This window comes from Nocardioides sp. LHD-245, from assembly GCF_030929495.1.
Lineage (GTDB): Bacteria > Actinomycetota > Actinomycetes > Propionibacteriales > Nocardioidaceae > Nocardioides.
In genome coordinates, this window is record NZ_JAVFWN010000001.1 from 294,371 (window position 1) to 307,720 (window position 13,350).

Consider the following 13,350-nt stretch of genomic DNA (forward strand, 5'->3'; position numbering starts at 1 on the left):
CTGGCGGCGGCGCACCTACCGAATTCGTCGTCATCTCGGCCGGGTGACGACAATTCGGGTAGTTGCGCCGTACGCCGCCGACCACGCATCCGGCAGGATGGGGCCGTGCTGACCGTACGCCGAGCCCCGCGCCGCCGCGTGGCGCCGCTCGCGGCCCTCGGCAGCCTCGAGAGCGTCACGGCACTCGTCCTGGCCCACCTGGCGGCCGGGGGAGCGGTGCCGTCGCTGTGGTGGCTGACGGTCTTCGCCGCCCTCGTGTACGCCGCCGGCCGGCTCGTGCTGCGCGGCCGCGCGCACATCCGGCTGGTCCTGCCCGGACTCGTCGCCGCGCAGCTGCTCGGGCACGCGTGGCTGGTCACGCTGGCCCCGGAGGCGCACGGTCACGGGCACGCGATGTCGGCCCTGCTCGGGCTGACCCCGGCGATGCTGGCCGCCCACGTGGTGGCGGCCGCGGTCACAGGGACGATGTGGGTGCTGCGCCGGCGGGCGGTCGAGGTGCTGCTGCGCTGGACCGACCCGGGCGTCGTACCCCCGCCCGTCCTGCGGCGCACGCGGACGACCCCGGTCCGTCGCCTGCGGACCGCCCAGCACACGCGGGCCCTCGCGCCGACGCGCGGCCCGCCGGCCCTGCGCGCGACGCCTGCCTGACCTCGCCGACTCCGGATCGGAGGCCGGGCGGATCGTCGCTGCCCACAGCCCTTCCTGGCACGACGCCATCCGAGTCACGAAAGAGACATCCATGCAGATCCGACGCTCCACCCTGTCCACCCTCGGCGCGAGTGCCGCGCTGGGCACCTCCCTGGGCATCGTCGCCCTGACCGCCGGCGCGGCCGGTGCGCACGTCACCGTCATGCCGGACACGACCGCCGCCGGCGCCTACGCCGTGCTCACCTTCAGCGTGGGCCACGGCTGCGAGGGTTCACCGACCACGAAGCTGGCCATCCAGATGCCGGAGTCGATCCCGGTCGTCACGCCGACGGTCAACCCGAACTGGACCGTCGAGAAGGTCGACGAGCAGCTCGCCGAGCCGGTCACGGACGCTCATGGCAACGAGATCACCGAGCGCACCGCTCAGGTCGTCTACACGGCCAAGGCGCCGCTGCCCGACGGCTTCCGCGACACGGTCGCGCTCTCGGTCCAGCTGCCCGAGGCGGCGGGCGACACCCTCGCGTTCCCGGTGGTGCAGACCTGCGAGAAGGGCGAGACCGGCTGGACCGAGACCGCCGCCGAGGGCCAGGACCCGGAGGAGCTCGGGAGCCCGGCTCCGGTGCTGACCGTCACCGAGGCGACCGGCGAGGGCCACCACGGCGGTGCCGCGACCGACGGTGACGCCGAGGACGGCGCGGCGGACGGCGGGGCCGACGCCAAGGCCGACGAGGCGTCGGACGACGGCGGCAACGGCCTCGCGGTCGGCGGCCTGGTCGCCGGTCTCGGTGGTCTCGCCCTCGGTGGCCTGGCCCTCGCCCGCTCGGGCAAGAAGGGCTGAGTCCCGACGTGACCAGGCGTGTGCTGGCGCACCTCGCGCTCCTGATGGCCGTCCTGGCCGCCGTCCTGGCGGTGCTCGGGACGGCGGGGCCCGCGTCGGCACACGCCACCCTCGTCTCCACGGACCCCGCCGAGGGCGCCGTACTGCCGGAGGCGCCGTCCTCGGTCACCTTCACCTTCGACGAGCCGGTGCAGCTCGTGCCGGACGGTCTGCTCGCCTTCGACGCCCAGGGCAGGCGGATCGACATCGAGCCGTCCGCCCAGGGCCCCGAGGTGACCGGCCGGCTGCCCGGAGAGCTCGCCGACGGGACCTATGTCGTCACCTGGCGCGCCGTCTCCGCCGACGGCCACCCGATCGCGGGATCACTGACCTTCCACGTCGGCGCGCCGAGCCCCAAAGTCGTGCCGCCCGAGACCGGCCCGGCCGACGCGGGCGCGGTGCCCGTCGTACAGGGGATCGTCCAGGGACTCGACTACGCCGCCCTGCTGCTCGCCGGCGGGCTCGCGGTCTTCCTGAGCTGGACCGCGCGGGGGGTCCGGCTCTCCGAGCAGGTACGCCGTCGCCTGGTTCGCGTGCTCCGGGGCAGCGCGCTCGTGGCGGTCCTGGCCGCCGCGGCCGCCGTCCCCCTCGCCGGCGCCTACCAGCTGGGCTCGGGAATCGGCGGCGTCCTCGACCCGGGGTCCTTCGACCCGGGCCTGGTGCAAGACGATCTGCAGGTGCTGGCCCTCCAGGTCGCGGGCCTCGGCGTCGCCGCGTGGGCGGCCGGCCAGGCCCGGTCGTCGCTGGTGGTCGACCTCGTCACCGCGCTCGCCGTCTGGTCGCCCGCCCTGGTCGGCCACACCCGGGCCTACGAGCCGAGCACCCTCCTCGTCGTCACCGACGCGCTGCACCTCAGCGCCGGCGCGGTGTGGCTCGGCGGACTCGTCGGCCTGGTCCTCACCCTGCCCGCGATCGCGGGGCGGCCGAAGGACGCCGCCCGGCTCCTCACCCGGTTCTCGGCCCTCGCGGCGGGCCTCCTCGCCGCGATGGCGCTCACCGGCGTGCTCCTCGGCTGGCGGATCGTCGGCTCCTGGGCCAGGCTGGTGGAGGAGACCTACGGCCGGCTGTTGCTCGTCAAGGTGGCGGTGGTCCTCGTCGTCGTCGCGATCGCGGCCTACAACCGCTTCCGCCTGGTGCCCCGCGTCGGCGGCGACGGCGGACACGACCAGCGCCGCCGGGCCAGCGGCCTGGTCCGGCGTACCGTCCTCGCCGAGGCGATGCTCCTCGTCGCCGTCCTCGGCGTCACCGGCTTCCTCACCCAGAAGCCGCCGGGCGGGACCGCGCCCGGGCAGGCGCCGACCGCCGACACCGGGGTCGTCACCGGTGTCGCCGGCGACGACCTGAAGGTGCTGGCCGTCCTCGACCCCGGTCCGGGACTGCAGCGCCGACTGATCCTGCAGGTGCAGAACCTCGCCGGCGACCCCCTCGACCTGTACGACGCCCCGGCGGTCGCGCTGCGCTCCGCGCGGGTCGACCTCGGCGAGGTCCCCGTGGTCCCGAGCGGCTCGGGCACCTACACCGCCGACGTGGTGTTCCCGCACGCCGGCGCCTGGAGGCTGCAGGTGAGCATCCGGGTCGACGCGTTCACCAGCCCGGTGACGACCGTCGATCTGGACGTGGACTGACGGCCACCAGCACGAACAGCGACCACTACGAGCCGACCGGGGCGGTCACGGCGACCTGGTGCAGCAGCCCGTCGACCCGCACCTGCAGGAACAGCCGGTAGTCGCCGGGCTCGGTGAAGACCGTGTGGAAGGTCAGCACGGTCCCGTCGTCGGTGACCTCGGGCGCGCCGTACGGGTGCACGTGCACGAAGCCGCGCGAATCGGCGGCGAACCCGGTCAGGTGGGCGCTGGCGCCGAGGTAGCTGCCGAGTGCGACCGGCTCGCCGTCGGCGTCGGTGAGCCGCAGTCGGAGACGGCCGTTGGGGCCGATCTCACCGGACGCGAGCAGTCGGGCCCGGACGACGCCGTCGTCGCCCGTCGCGGCCTCGTCACCACGAGGCACCTCGACCCGGGTCCACGCGCCCGCGACGCGCAGCGTCGTGCCGGCCACGAGCGGCGTCGTCGAGCCCTCCGGGATGAACTCCGCGACCACCCGCCACCGCCCCGGTGAGCCCAGGTCGACGCGCGCGGTCCAGGTGCCGTCCTGAGCCAGGGTCGGGTGCAGGTGCCGGAACTGCGCGAGGTCGTCGCGCACGACGTACAGGTGGAGCAGCTTGGTCTGCTCCTCGGTGTAGGTCAGCAGCGGCTGCCCGGACGGCGCCAGGATCCGGAACGAGACGTCGCCCGAGCCCTCGGCGCCGGACAGGTGTACGTCGGTCATCCGGTAGCCCTCGACCTCGGGGCTGGTGCCGTCGCCGACCGGGTTGCCGACGGGTTGGGCCCCGGAGCCCCCGTCCTTCGCGGGCGTGAGCACGATCCGGTCGCCGTCGCCGTCGCCGTCGCCGCCGCTGCCGGGGGTGTCGCCGGAGCCGCAGCCGGCGAGAGCCAGCACCAGGAGCGCGGCGGTGCCGGCCGCGACGGCGGAGCGGCGAGCGGTCACGGCGAGACCGTGAGCAGCAGGAAGGCGGCGAGCAGCAGCAGGTGCACGACCCCGTTGAGCGGTTTGGCTCGACCCGGGACGACGGTGAGGATGCCGACCATCGACGACAGCACGAGCAGCACCAGCTGGAGCGGCTCCAGGCCCAGCGCCAGGTCGCCCTCGAGCCAGATCGAGGCGATGGCGATCGCCGGGATCGTGAGGCCGATCGACGCCATCGCCGAGCCGTAGGCGAGGTTGAGGCTGATCTGGACGCGCTGGCGTGCGGCCGCCCGCACCGCCGCGATGGTCTCGGGCGCGAGGACGAGCATGGCGATCACCACGCCGACCACGGCGTGGGGGAAGCCGAGCCAGTCGACGGCGTCCTCGATGGAGTAGGACTCGACCTTGGCCAGACCGACCACGGTGACCAGCGAGAGGACGAGCAGACCGACCGACGTCCACGCCTCCCGGTCGCTCGGCGGGTCCGCGTGGTCGTCGCCGTCGCCGTCGTTGTCGGCGGTCCAGCCTCCCGGTGTGGACGTCGTGTTGGGGAGGAAGAAGTCGCGGTGCCGCACGGTCTGGGTGAAGACGAACGAGCCGTAGAGCACGAGCGAGGCGAGCGCCGCGAACGTGAGCTGCCCGCCGGTGAGCACGGGACCGGACTCGCTGGTCGTGAACGTCGGGACGACGAGTGTCAGGCCGGCGAGCGTGATCACCGTCGCCAGTGCGGAGCCGGTGCCCTCGGGGTTGAAGGTCGCCAGGTGGTGCCGGACGGCGCCGACGACGAGGGCGAGTCCGACGATGCCGTTGACGGTGATCATCACCGCGGCGAAGACGGTGTCGCGGGCCAGGGTGGAGGTGTCGCCGCTCCCGGAGACCATGAGCATCACGATCAGGCCGACCTCGATCACGGTGACCGCGACCGCCAGGAGGAGCGATCCGAAGGGCTCGCCGACCTTGTGCGCGACCACCTCGGCGTGGTGGACCGCGGCCAGTACGGCGGCGATCAGCGCGACCCCGATGAGACTCGCCGCGAAGGGCGCGGGGTGGGTTCCCCAGCTGATCGCCAGCACGATCGCGGCCAGGGGCGGGGCGAAGACCGTCCACCCGAGTCTTCCGGAGGTGGAGGCGCTCATGGCCGGAATCCTACAAAAGGCGCCTAGCGACGATGTCGGGCGGACGCCCGCGGCGCCGTAGAATCGGCGTCATGTCCGTCGAGTCCGTCGCATCCGTCTTCCCCCGGCTGGAGCCCCACCTGCTCTCGGTGTCCAAGCCGATCCAGTACGTCGGCGGCGAGCTCAACATGGTCACCAAGGAGTGGGACTCCGCCGAGGTCCGCTGGGTGCTGATGTACCCCGACGCCTACGAGGTCGGCCTGCCCAACCAGGGCGTCCAGATCCTCTACGAGGTGCTCAACGAGCGCGAGTGGATCCTCGCCGAGCGCACCTACGCCGTGTGGCCGGACATGGAGAAGGTGCTGCGCGAGCAGCAGATCCCGCAGTTCACGGTCGACAGCCACCGCCCGGTCGGCGCCTTCGACCTGTTCGGCGTGAGCTTCTCGACCGAGCTCGGTTACACCAACCTGCTCACCGCGCTCGACCTCGCCGGCATCCCGCTGCACGCCGTCGACCGCGACGAGTCGCACCCGGTGGTCGTCGCGGGCGGGCACGCCGCCTTCAACCCGGAGCCGATCGCCGACTTCGTCGACGCCGCCGTCCTCGGCGACGGTGAGGAGGTCGTCCTCAAGATCTCCGAGGTCGTGCGCGAGTGGAAGGGCGAGGATCGCCCCGGTGGCCGCACCGAGCTGCTGCGCCGGCTCGCCGTCTCCGGGACGGTCTACGTGCCGCGGTTCTACGACGTGTCGTACGACGACAGCGGGGCGATCGCGGCCGTCGTACCCAACCACCCGGAGGCTCCCGACCGGGTCCGCAAGCACACGCTGATGGACCTCGACCAGTGGCCCTACCCGCGCAACCCGCTGGTGCCGCTCGCCGAGACCGTCCACGAGCGGTTCTCCGTCGAGATCTTCCGCGGCTGCACCCGCGGCTGCCGGTTCTGCCAGGCCGGCATGATCACCCGCCCGGTGCGTGAGCGGTCGCTCGAGACCATCGGCGCGATGGTCGACAACGGCATCAAGAAGACCGGCTTCGAGGAGGTCGGCCTCCTCTCCCTGAGCTCCGCCGACCACACCGAGATCGGCGACGTCGCCACCGGCCTGGCCGACCGCTACGAGGGCTCGAACGTCTCGCTCTCGCTGCCCTCCACCCGGGTCGACGCGTTCAACATCACGCTGGCCAACGAGTTCTCCCGCAACGGTCGCCGCTCCGGCCTGACCTTCGCCCCCGAGGGCGGCAGCGAGCGGATGCGCAAGGTGATCAACAAGATGGTCACCGAGGAGGACCTGATCCGCACCGTCGCGACGGCGTACTCCCACGGTTGGCGGCAGGTGAAGCTCTACTTCATGGTCGGCCTGCCGACGGAGCAGGACGAGGACGTCCTCCAGATCGCCGAGCTCGCCAAGCGCGTGATCGCGACCGGCCGCGAGGTCTCCGGCCGCAACGACATCCGGTGCACGGTCTCCATCGGCGGTTTCGTGCCCAAGCCGCACACGCCCTTCCAGTGGGCCGCCCAGCTCGATGTCGAGACCACCGACCGGCGCCTGCAGGAGCTGCGCGACACCGTGCGCGCCGACCGGCGCTACGGCAAGGCGATCGGCTTCCGCTACCACGACGGCCAGCCCGGCATCATCGAGGGCCTGCTGTCCCGCGGCGACCGCCGCGTCGGCCGGATCATCGAGCAGGTCTGGCGCGACGGCGGCCGCTTCGACGGCTGGTCCGAGCACTTCTCCTTCGAGCGCTGGGCCGCCTCCGCGGCGACCGCGCTCGAGGGCACCGGCGTCGACCTCGCCTGGTACACCACCCGCGAGCGGGAGTACGACGAGGTGCTGCCCTGGGACCACCTCGACTCGGGCCTCGACAAGGACTGGCTGTGGGCCGACTGGGAGGACGCCCTCGCGGTGGCCGATGGATCCTCCGACGTCGAGGTCGAGGACTGTCGCTGGACGCCGTGCTACGACTGCGGGGTGTGCCCCGAGATGGGCACCGAGATCCAGATCGGTCCGACCGGGCAGAAGCTGCTCCCGCTCAGCGTCGTCTGAGCATGGGCACGCCCGTCGTCGTCACCGAGGAGCGGTCCATCGCCGCTCCGCCCGCTGTCGTCTGGACGCTCGCGACGGACCCGGCGTACTACCAGCGGCTCTCGCCGCAGTGTCGGCTCCTCTCCGCCACCGGTCAGCCCGGCGCGCCGGGGGCGGAGTCGGTCGTCGCGATCCGGGTGGGGCTGCTCCGATTCCGGGTGCGGGCCCGCGTCGTCGCGGCGCGACCGGGCGAGGAGATCACCACCGAGTCGTGGCGCGGTCGGAAGCCGGCGGGCGTACAGCGAGGCGAGGTCCTGCCGGACGGCGACGGCGTGCTGCTGCGGTGGACCGTCACCCTCCCGGACGGCGGGCTCTTCCCGCGGCAGGTCGAGGCGACGTGCCGGGCCAATCTGGTGACCTGGCTGGCTGCGATCGAGCGCGAGGCACTGGCACGCGAGCTCCGCTGATCAGCGGCGGCGGTCGGCCAATGTCCCGGTGACCTGCTTGCGCGGATGACCGGCGAGGCAACTGACTTTGCGGTCGCCAAGAAGGCGCCACGAGCGCGGTGTGGGGAAGTTGTAGTAGACCTCGTAGCGTGAGCTGCCGTAGGGCTTGCCGACGAATGTCTCGAAGGCCTGGACGCAGCGCGCGCCGCGTTGGTCTATCGCCCGTTGGCCGGGGAAGTCGTCGCCGGGCATCTCGATGACCTTGAAGACCTCCAGGTCGTGCGGGCGATCACAGGGAAGCAGGGTGACGGTCTCGGTCTCGACCGCCTCGCTACCGGACAACTCCCGCAGGACCGTGGAGTTGAAGCAGTCCCCGGTGCGGAGCTTGAGGGTGGGCACTTCGCGTGGCTCGCCCGAGTCGCGTGCCTCCTGGGTCTCCTGCTCGATGCTCTCGTTGGCGCCTTCGCGCAGGTCCTCGACAACGCTCGGCGCCATCGCGACCTGGAGCAGGGTGCCAGCGGCGCCGATCGCCATGGCCAGCACGGCTACCCAGCGCGGCCGGAAGTGTTGCCTGGCCAACGCGATGATCGCGATCACCACGCCGGCCAGCGGCAGGAGCGGCACGCAGAAGATCACGGCCAGCCCGAATCCGGTCCAGCCCAGCCCCCTGTCCGTCGGCACCGGCACGGTGCCCCTCACGCCTGAACCGGCGTAGGAGGCGAACGACGGCAGGGTCGCGGGAGGGGGAGGTGGCGGTGGGGGAGAGACGGGCTCCTCGCCGAACGCTCCTCCGGGTGGGGTCAGTCCGCTCACGCCGTCTCCTCGCTGCTCGATCCCCGCATCGGCCGAGCTCGCCCCCGTCCCGGCGCTCGGCTAGCGGATGAACGCGTCACCCGCACCCGGGGTCACGCTCGGGGGAGCCGGCAGCCGGCGTCAGGAGGTCGGCGGCAGCCGGTGTGGACCCCATCAGGCGGTCGCGCCGGCTCGGGATCCTCGCCTAGGTGCCCGTCGTCCCGGCGATGTCGAGCAGCCGACCGGTGATCTCGTCGCCGTCGCCCCGCTTGAGGTAGCAGAAGAAGGCGTCCCCACGCTCCGGCTCGTCCTCGTCGAACGCGTCGATCTCGACCCGTGGGACGTAGTCGCCGCTCCGGAGGGCGTCGAGATAGGTCTGCTCCAGCCCGGGGAGGCTCCCGCAGAACTCGAACCACGACACATCGTCGTCGTCGTACAGGGCCACCAGGTCGTCGTCGAACCGGCCCGCCCAGATCACCTCGCCGGTATGCGCGTCCCCGCAGGACGCCTTGACCGGGTCGTCGAGGAAGTCGAGGTCGAGGCACTGGCCGGCCACGGCCTCGTCCTCCCACACCGTGCGGCTGCCCATGATCCCGGCGAAGACCAGGAACCCGATGCCGGCCAGCAGGACGACGATGCCGACCACGAGGCCGGTGACGGCGGCCCATCGTCCCGACCTCCGTCCGCCGCCGGTGCGGATGATGCCGGCGATCCCGAGCCCGATCCCGACCGGTGCGGCGCAGCAGGACAGGGAGCAGACGAGGGCGGCGATCGACAGCCCGTCGTACGCCGGACGGCCGGCCGTGGGGGGGCAGGCCGTCGTACGGGTTCGGGCTCGGCTGGTACGACGGGTAGCCGCCGTCGTACGGGTTCGTCATCGCGTCGGCCGGTCGGTCAGAGGATCGGCTCGGTCAGCTCGTCGTCGGGCTCGACGTAGCACACCAGGTGGTCGCCGACGCTGACGTCGTCGGGGTCCTCGATGACCGCGGCGATGTCGGAGGCGTAGGGAGCGAGCTTGGCGAGGTCGTCGGGGTCGATGGCCGTGGAGCAGTAGGAGACCAAGCCGTTCTCGATGTCGCTGCGGTTCTCGGAGGTGACCTCGGCGATGCCGACGATCTCGGCGTCGTGCTCCTCGGTGCAGTCCTTCTTGCGCAGGAGGACCACGCTGTCGTCCTCGTCGACGTCGATGCACTGGCCGACCTCGGCGTTGCCCGGCGTGACGAGGGACTCGGCGAAGATGAAGATCGCGGCGCCCACGACCGCCGAGACGATCGACATCAGCACGCCGACCGCGATGCCCGCGATCGCGAATCCGCGGCCCTTGCGCCGGCCACCCTTCGTGCGGGACAGGCCCACGATCCCGAGGACGACCCCGATCGGAGCCAGGCAGCAGAGCAGGCTCGTGACGAGGGCGGCGATCGAGATGCCGTCCGTCTTCGGCGGCATCGGGTCGGAGCCGCCGGGGAAGCTGCCGGGCGCACCGTAACCGCCACCGGTCCCACCGGGGTACGGCGGCGGTGCGGGCGGCTGGCCGTAGGGGTTCGGGCCGGCCGGGCTCTGGCCGTACGGATCCGGACCCGGGGGGCTCTGGCCGGGAGGGTTCTGACCGTAGGGATCGCTCACCGGCGACACCCTAGTCCGCGCCGCGAGACTGATCGCCAAGTGCTTCTCAGGAGCCGTTGGCAAGCCCACGACTCCGAGCCCGGATCGGGGTCTCGCCACTCCAGAGCACGGGTCACGTCGTCCGTTCGGAGCGTCGCGTTGAGGTCGCGGCACGGGAGTAGGGATGCCGGGGTGCGGCGGCTCGGCCTGTAGTCTTCGGCCGGTGAACAGTGAGCAGCTCAGTCCCGGGGTGATCGTCACGGGCGGCGCCGGATTCATCGGCTGCGCGCTGAGCCCCGGTCTCCTTGAGCGTGGGTCGCGCGTGGTCGCCGTCGACAGCCTCCTGGAGCAGGTCCACCCGGGCCAGCAGCGTCCCGAGGCACTGCCGGACGGCGTCGAGCTGGTGACGGCCGATGTCACGGATGCCGCGGCCTGGGACCGGATCCTGGAGTCGGTCCGACCCGAGCTGGTCGTCCATCTCGCGGCCGAGACGGGCACGGGCCAGTCGCTCACCGAGTCGACCCGGCACGCCATGTCCAACGTCGTCGGCACGACGACGATGCTGGACGCGTTCGTGCGCCACGACGTGCTCCCCGGGCACGTGGTGCTCACTTCCAGCCGAGCCGTGTACGGCGAGGGCGCCTGGCTCGATGCAGAGGGCAACGTCTTCAATCCGCCGCCGCGCAGTCACGCCCAGCTTGAGCGCGGCGACTGGGATCACCGCGGGCCTGGAGGTGGCGCTGCGGTCGCGCGGCCGACGGACGCCGCGACCACGCAGCCGAACCCGGCCAGCGTCTACGGGTCGACCAAGCTTGCCCAGGAACTGATCCTGGGCAACTGGGCCGACGCCTTCTCGGTACCCGTGTCGGTGCTGCGGCTGCAGAATGTCTACGGTCCTGGCCAGTCGCCGCACAATCCCTACACCGGGATCGTCACCCTCTTCCATCGTCTGGCATCGCGTGGTGAGACGCTCGACGTGTACGAGGACGGCCTCATCGGTCGCGACTTCGTCCACATCGACGACGTGGTGAGCGCCCTGCACGCCTGCATCGAACGCCCCCCCGCTGCTGAGGAACACCGTACGCTCGATGTGGGCACCGGCGCTGTGACGACGATCCTGGACGCGGCGCAGATGATCGCGCAGATGTACGACGCGCCCATGCCCCAGATCTCGGGCAAGTTCCGTGACGGGGATGTGCGCCATGCGGTGGCGGACGTCAGCCGGACCCGGGCTGACCTCGGTTGGGAGCCTCGCTGGAGTTTCGAGGGCGGCAGCGCCGACCTTTCGACGTGGCTGAGGAAGGGTGGCTTCCTTGGCTGATGAGGAGCGGGAAGCCATGATTCGCGAGATCACGGCGGTCGTCTGGACCGGTGGTCCTCCGGCCAGTTGGCTACCGACCATCACCCGGCTTCTCGAGGTCTCCGACATCTCCGATGTCGTGGTGGCGACGAACGATGACCTGGGCCTGCCGGAGCATCCTCGACTGCGTACGGTCCTCGCGCCGTCCTTCGGCGCAGTCGTCCATGAGGTGGCATCGGCCGGCGCGAACCCGCTCCTGGTCGTCACCGGGCCGGTGCTCGTTCCGCGGGACGGCTTCGTGACCAGTCGGGAGATCATGTCCGGCGACCTGAGGGTCGCATCGGTCTCCTTCCTGTGCAACGCTGCTGGTCACCTGAGCTTCCCGCACCGCAACCTCGCCCGACGTCACGCCATCGAAGGACACGACGAGACGAGCCTGACCCGGCTGCTCAGGACGCGGGACCCTGCTGTCCGGCCCGCGCCCATCCACGCTGTCGCCGGTCCCGCGACACTGGTGTCGCGGGACACGGTCATGATCACGGGGGGGCCGTCCGCGGCCTTCGCCGACGATCCGGAGCTCGCGCTCGTCGAGATGATGCTGCGGGCGTCTCGCCGCGGCATGAGGTCGATGCTCGACCCTTCCACCTTCGTCTCGCGCCCGTGGGAGGACCAGCGCTGGGGCGAGGCGCCGCTCCAGGTGCGGCCCAACGTGCGCCGCCTCCGCGAGCTCCATCCCTTCTTCCCCGAGCTGTTCCGTGACCAGATGCGCGACTCGACCTCTCCGCTGGCCCTCGTGCTCGGCACCGCGGCGGCGAAGGCCAACGGGCTTCGGATCGTGATCGACGCGACCTGTCTCGGACCTGTCGAGAACGGCACCCAGGTTCAGACCCTTGCGCTCATCGACGCACTCGCCCGCCGTGACGATGTCAACTGGGTCGGTGCTGGACTGGGGGGGCCGATCCCACGCTATGCGGAGAAGGTTCTCAGCCACCCCAAGGTGAAGGTGCTGGCGACCGACGGACTCAGGTTCCCACCCAAGACGCCGCGCGCGGACGTCGTGCACCGGCCGTTCCAGCCGGGCAAGGTGCCGTGGGCCAACTGGCGGGGCGTCGGCGACCGCGTCGTCGTGACGATCCAGGATCTGATCGCCTACAGCATCGGCGCCTATGCGGCGGAGCGCGGCAAGTGGCTGGGATATCGCGACAACATCCGTGACGGGGTGGCGTACGCCGATGGCGTGGTCGTGATCTCCCACGACGTCGCCGAGGACCTGCGCCAGGAGCGACTGCCGATCGTCGACGAGCGGTTGTTCGTGGTCGAGAACGGCACTGATCACCTGACAGGCGACGAGGAGGAGTCGTTCCCGAGTGAGCTCGCGGCTCGCGGTTGGGTCGCCCGTCGGTTCCTGGTCGTGCTCGGCGCCAACTACTCGCACAAGAACCGCGACCTTGCGATCCGGACCCACAAACTGCTCCAGGAGCGTCATCCGGACCTCGGCCTCGTCCTGGCCGGTGTCGCGGTTCCGGAGGGGTCGAGCCGGGTGCTGGAGGCCGCCGAGGGATTCGGCAGCGACGGCATCATCACGATTCCCGACGTCACCAGCGAAGAGCGCAACTGGCTGCTGCGCCACGCGGAGATCTGCCTGTACCCGACCTCGGCGGAGGGGTTCGGTCTGGTCCCCTTCGAGGCCGCGCGTTTCGGTACGCCGACGGTCTATACGCGTTTCGGTCCCCTTGCCGAGGTGCTACCGGGGCTTCCGGTCGCGTCGACGTCGTGGGACCCCGCCGCGCTTGCGACGGCGTGCGATGAGCTCCTGACATCGCCGGATCTCGCAGCCGAGCAGGTCGCCGCGACCTTGAAGGCCGGCACGACCTACCGATGGGAGGCCACTGCCGAGCACCTCGTGCATGCCTACCGGCGTCTGCTCTCTGAGCCCCCCCGCGTCGAGCCGCCTCGGAAGCGGCCGAGTCCCGACCGTAGTGCCGGAGCCAAGATCGCCGGCAAGAAGATCCGGAACAAGGAGTGA

At 71.7% G+C, this 13,350-nt stretch carries 12 protein-coding genes; 7 read left to right on the forward strand and 5 right to left on the reverse strand.

Annotation, left to right across the window (positions count from 1 at the left end; translation table 11 throughout):
• The first annotated feature begins 105 nt into the window (after positions 1–105).
• From RB608_RS01380 to RB608_RS01390, 3 genes are all read left to right on the forward strand, one after another.
• Positions 106–648 carry a hypothetical protein gene (locus RB608_RS01380; RefSeq protein ID WP_308085985.1) on the forward strand — a complete coding sequence of 181 codons (543 nt, stop codon included), beginning with the start codon at positions 106–108 and terminating at the stop codon, positions 646–648.
• A 91-nt stretch (positions 649–739) separates the two neighbouring features.
• Positions 740–1,486, forward strand: a complete 747-nt coding sequence (locus RB608_RS01385; RefSeq protein ID WP_308085986.1) for a YcnI family protein — start codon at positions 740–742, stop codon at positions 1,484–1,486.
• Positions 1,487–1,494: 8 nt separating this feature from the next.
• Positions 1,495–3,150, forward strand: coding sequence for a copper resistance protein CopC (locus RB608_RS01390; protein WP_308085987.1), 1,656 nt, complete (start codon positions 1,495–1,497; stop codon positions 3,148–3,150).
• A 25-nt stretch (positions 3,151–3,175) separates the two neighbouring features.
• Here RB608_RS01390 and RB608_RS01395 read toward each other — a convergent pair whose 3' ends face one another.
• On the reverse strand, positions 3,176–4,069 hold the full coding sequence (locus tag RB608_RS01395) for a hypothetical protein (protein ID WP_308085988.1): 894 nt from the start codon (positions 4,067–4,069) through the stop codon (positions 3,176–3,178).
• Positions 4,066–5,184, reverse strand: coding sequence for an ionic transporter y4hA (locus RB608_RS01400; RefSeq protein WP_308085989.1), 1,119 nt, complete (start codon positions 5,182–5,184; stop codon positions 4,066–4,068). The genes RB608_RS01395 and RB608_RS01400 overlap by 4 nt, the downstream gene beginning before the upstream one ends.
• Positions 5,185–5,255: 71 nt before the next feature.
• Between RB608_RS01400 and RB608_RS01405 the strand changes: the two genes are divergently transcribed.
• Positions 5,256–7,205 carry a TIGR03960 family B12-binding radical SAM protein gene (locus RB608_RS01405; RefSeq protein WP_308085990.1) on the forward strand — a complete coding sequence of 650 codons (1,950 nt, stop codon included), beginning with the start codon at positions 5,256–5,258 and terminating at the stop codon, positions 7,203–7,205.
• 2 nt (positions 7,206–7,207) lie between these two features.
• Positions 7,208–7,651: an SRPBCC family protein gene (locus RB608_RS01410; RefSeq protein WP_308085991.1), complete on the forward strand. Its 444-nt coding sequence runs from the start codon at positions 7,208–7,210 to the stop codon at positions 7,649–7,651.
• Here the strand turns inward: RB608_RS01410 and RB608_RS01415 are convergent, their stop codons facing one another.
• The 3 genes from RB608_RS01415 to RB608_RS01425 all read right to left on the reverse strand — a co-directional run bounded on the left by RB608_RS01415 (position 7,652) and on the right by RB608_RS01425 (position 10,045).
• Positions 7,652–8,443: a septum formation family protein gene (locus RB608_RS01415; RefSeq protein ID WP_308085992.1), complete on the reverse strand. Its 792-nt coding sequence runs from the start codon at positions 8,441–8,443 to the stop codon at positions 7,652–7,654. It abuts the gene before it with no gap.
• Positions 8,444–8,627: 184 nt separating this feature from the next.
• On the reverse strand, positions 8,628–9,068 hold the full coding sequence (locus tag RB608_RS01420) for a hypothetical protein (protein ID WP_308085993.1): 441 nt from the start codon (positions 9,066–9,068) through the stop codon (positions 8,628–8,630).
• Positions 9,069–9,316: 248 nt separating this feature from the next.
• Positions 9,317–10,045 carry a DUF4190 domain-containing protein gene (locus RB608_RS01425; protein WP_308085994.1) on the reverse strand — a complete coding sequence of 243 codons (729 nt, stop codon included), beginning with the start codon at positions 10,043–10,045 and terminating at the stop codon, positions 9,317–9,319.
• 202 nt (positions 10,046–10,247) lie between these two features.
• Here RB608_RS01425 and RB608_RS01430 point away from each other — a divergent pair, with 202 nt between their 5' ends.
• A complete protein-coding gene (locus tag RB608_RS01430) occupies positions 10,248–11,345 on the forward strand; it encodes an NAD(P)-dependent oxidoreductase (protein WP_308085995.1) in 1,098 nt (365 codons plus the stop codon).
• A 16-nt stretch (positions 11,346–11,361) separates the two neighbouring features.
• Positions 11,362–13,350 carry a glycosyltransferase gene (locus tag RB608_RS01435; RefSeq protein ID WP_308085996.1) on the forward strand — a complete coding sequence of 663 codons (1,989 nt, stop codon included), beginning with the start codon at positions 11,362–11,364 and terminating at the stop codon, positions 13,348–13,350.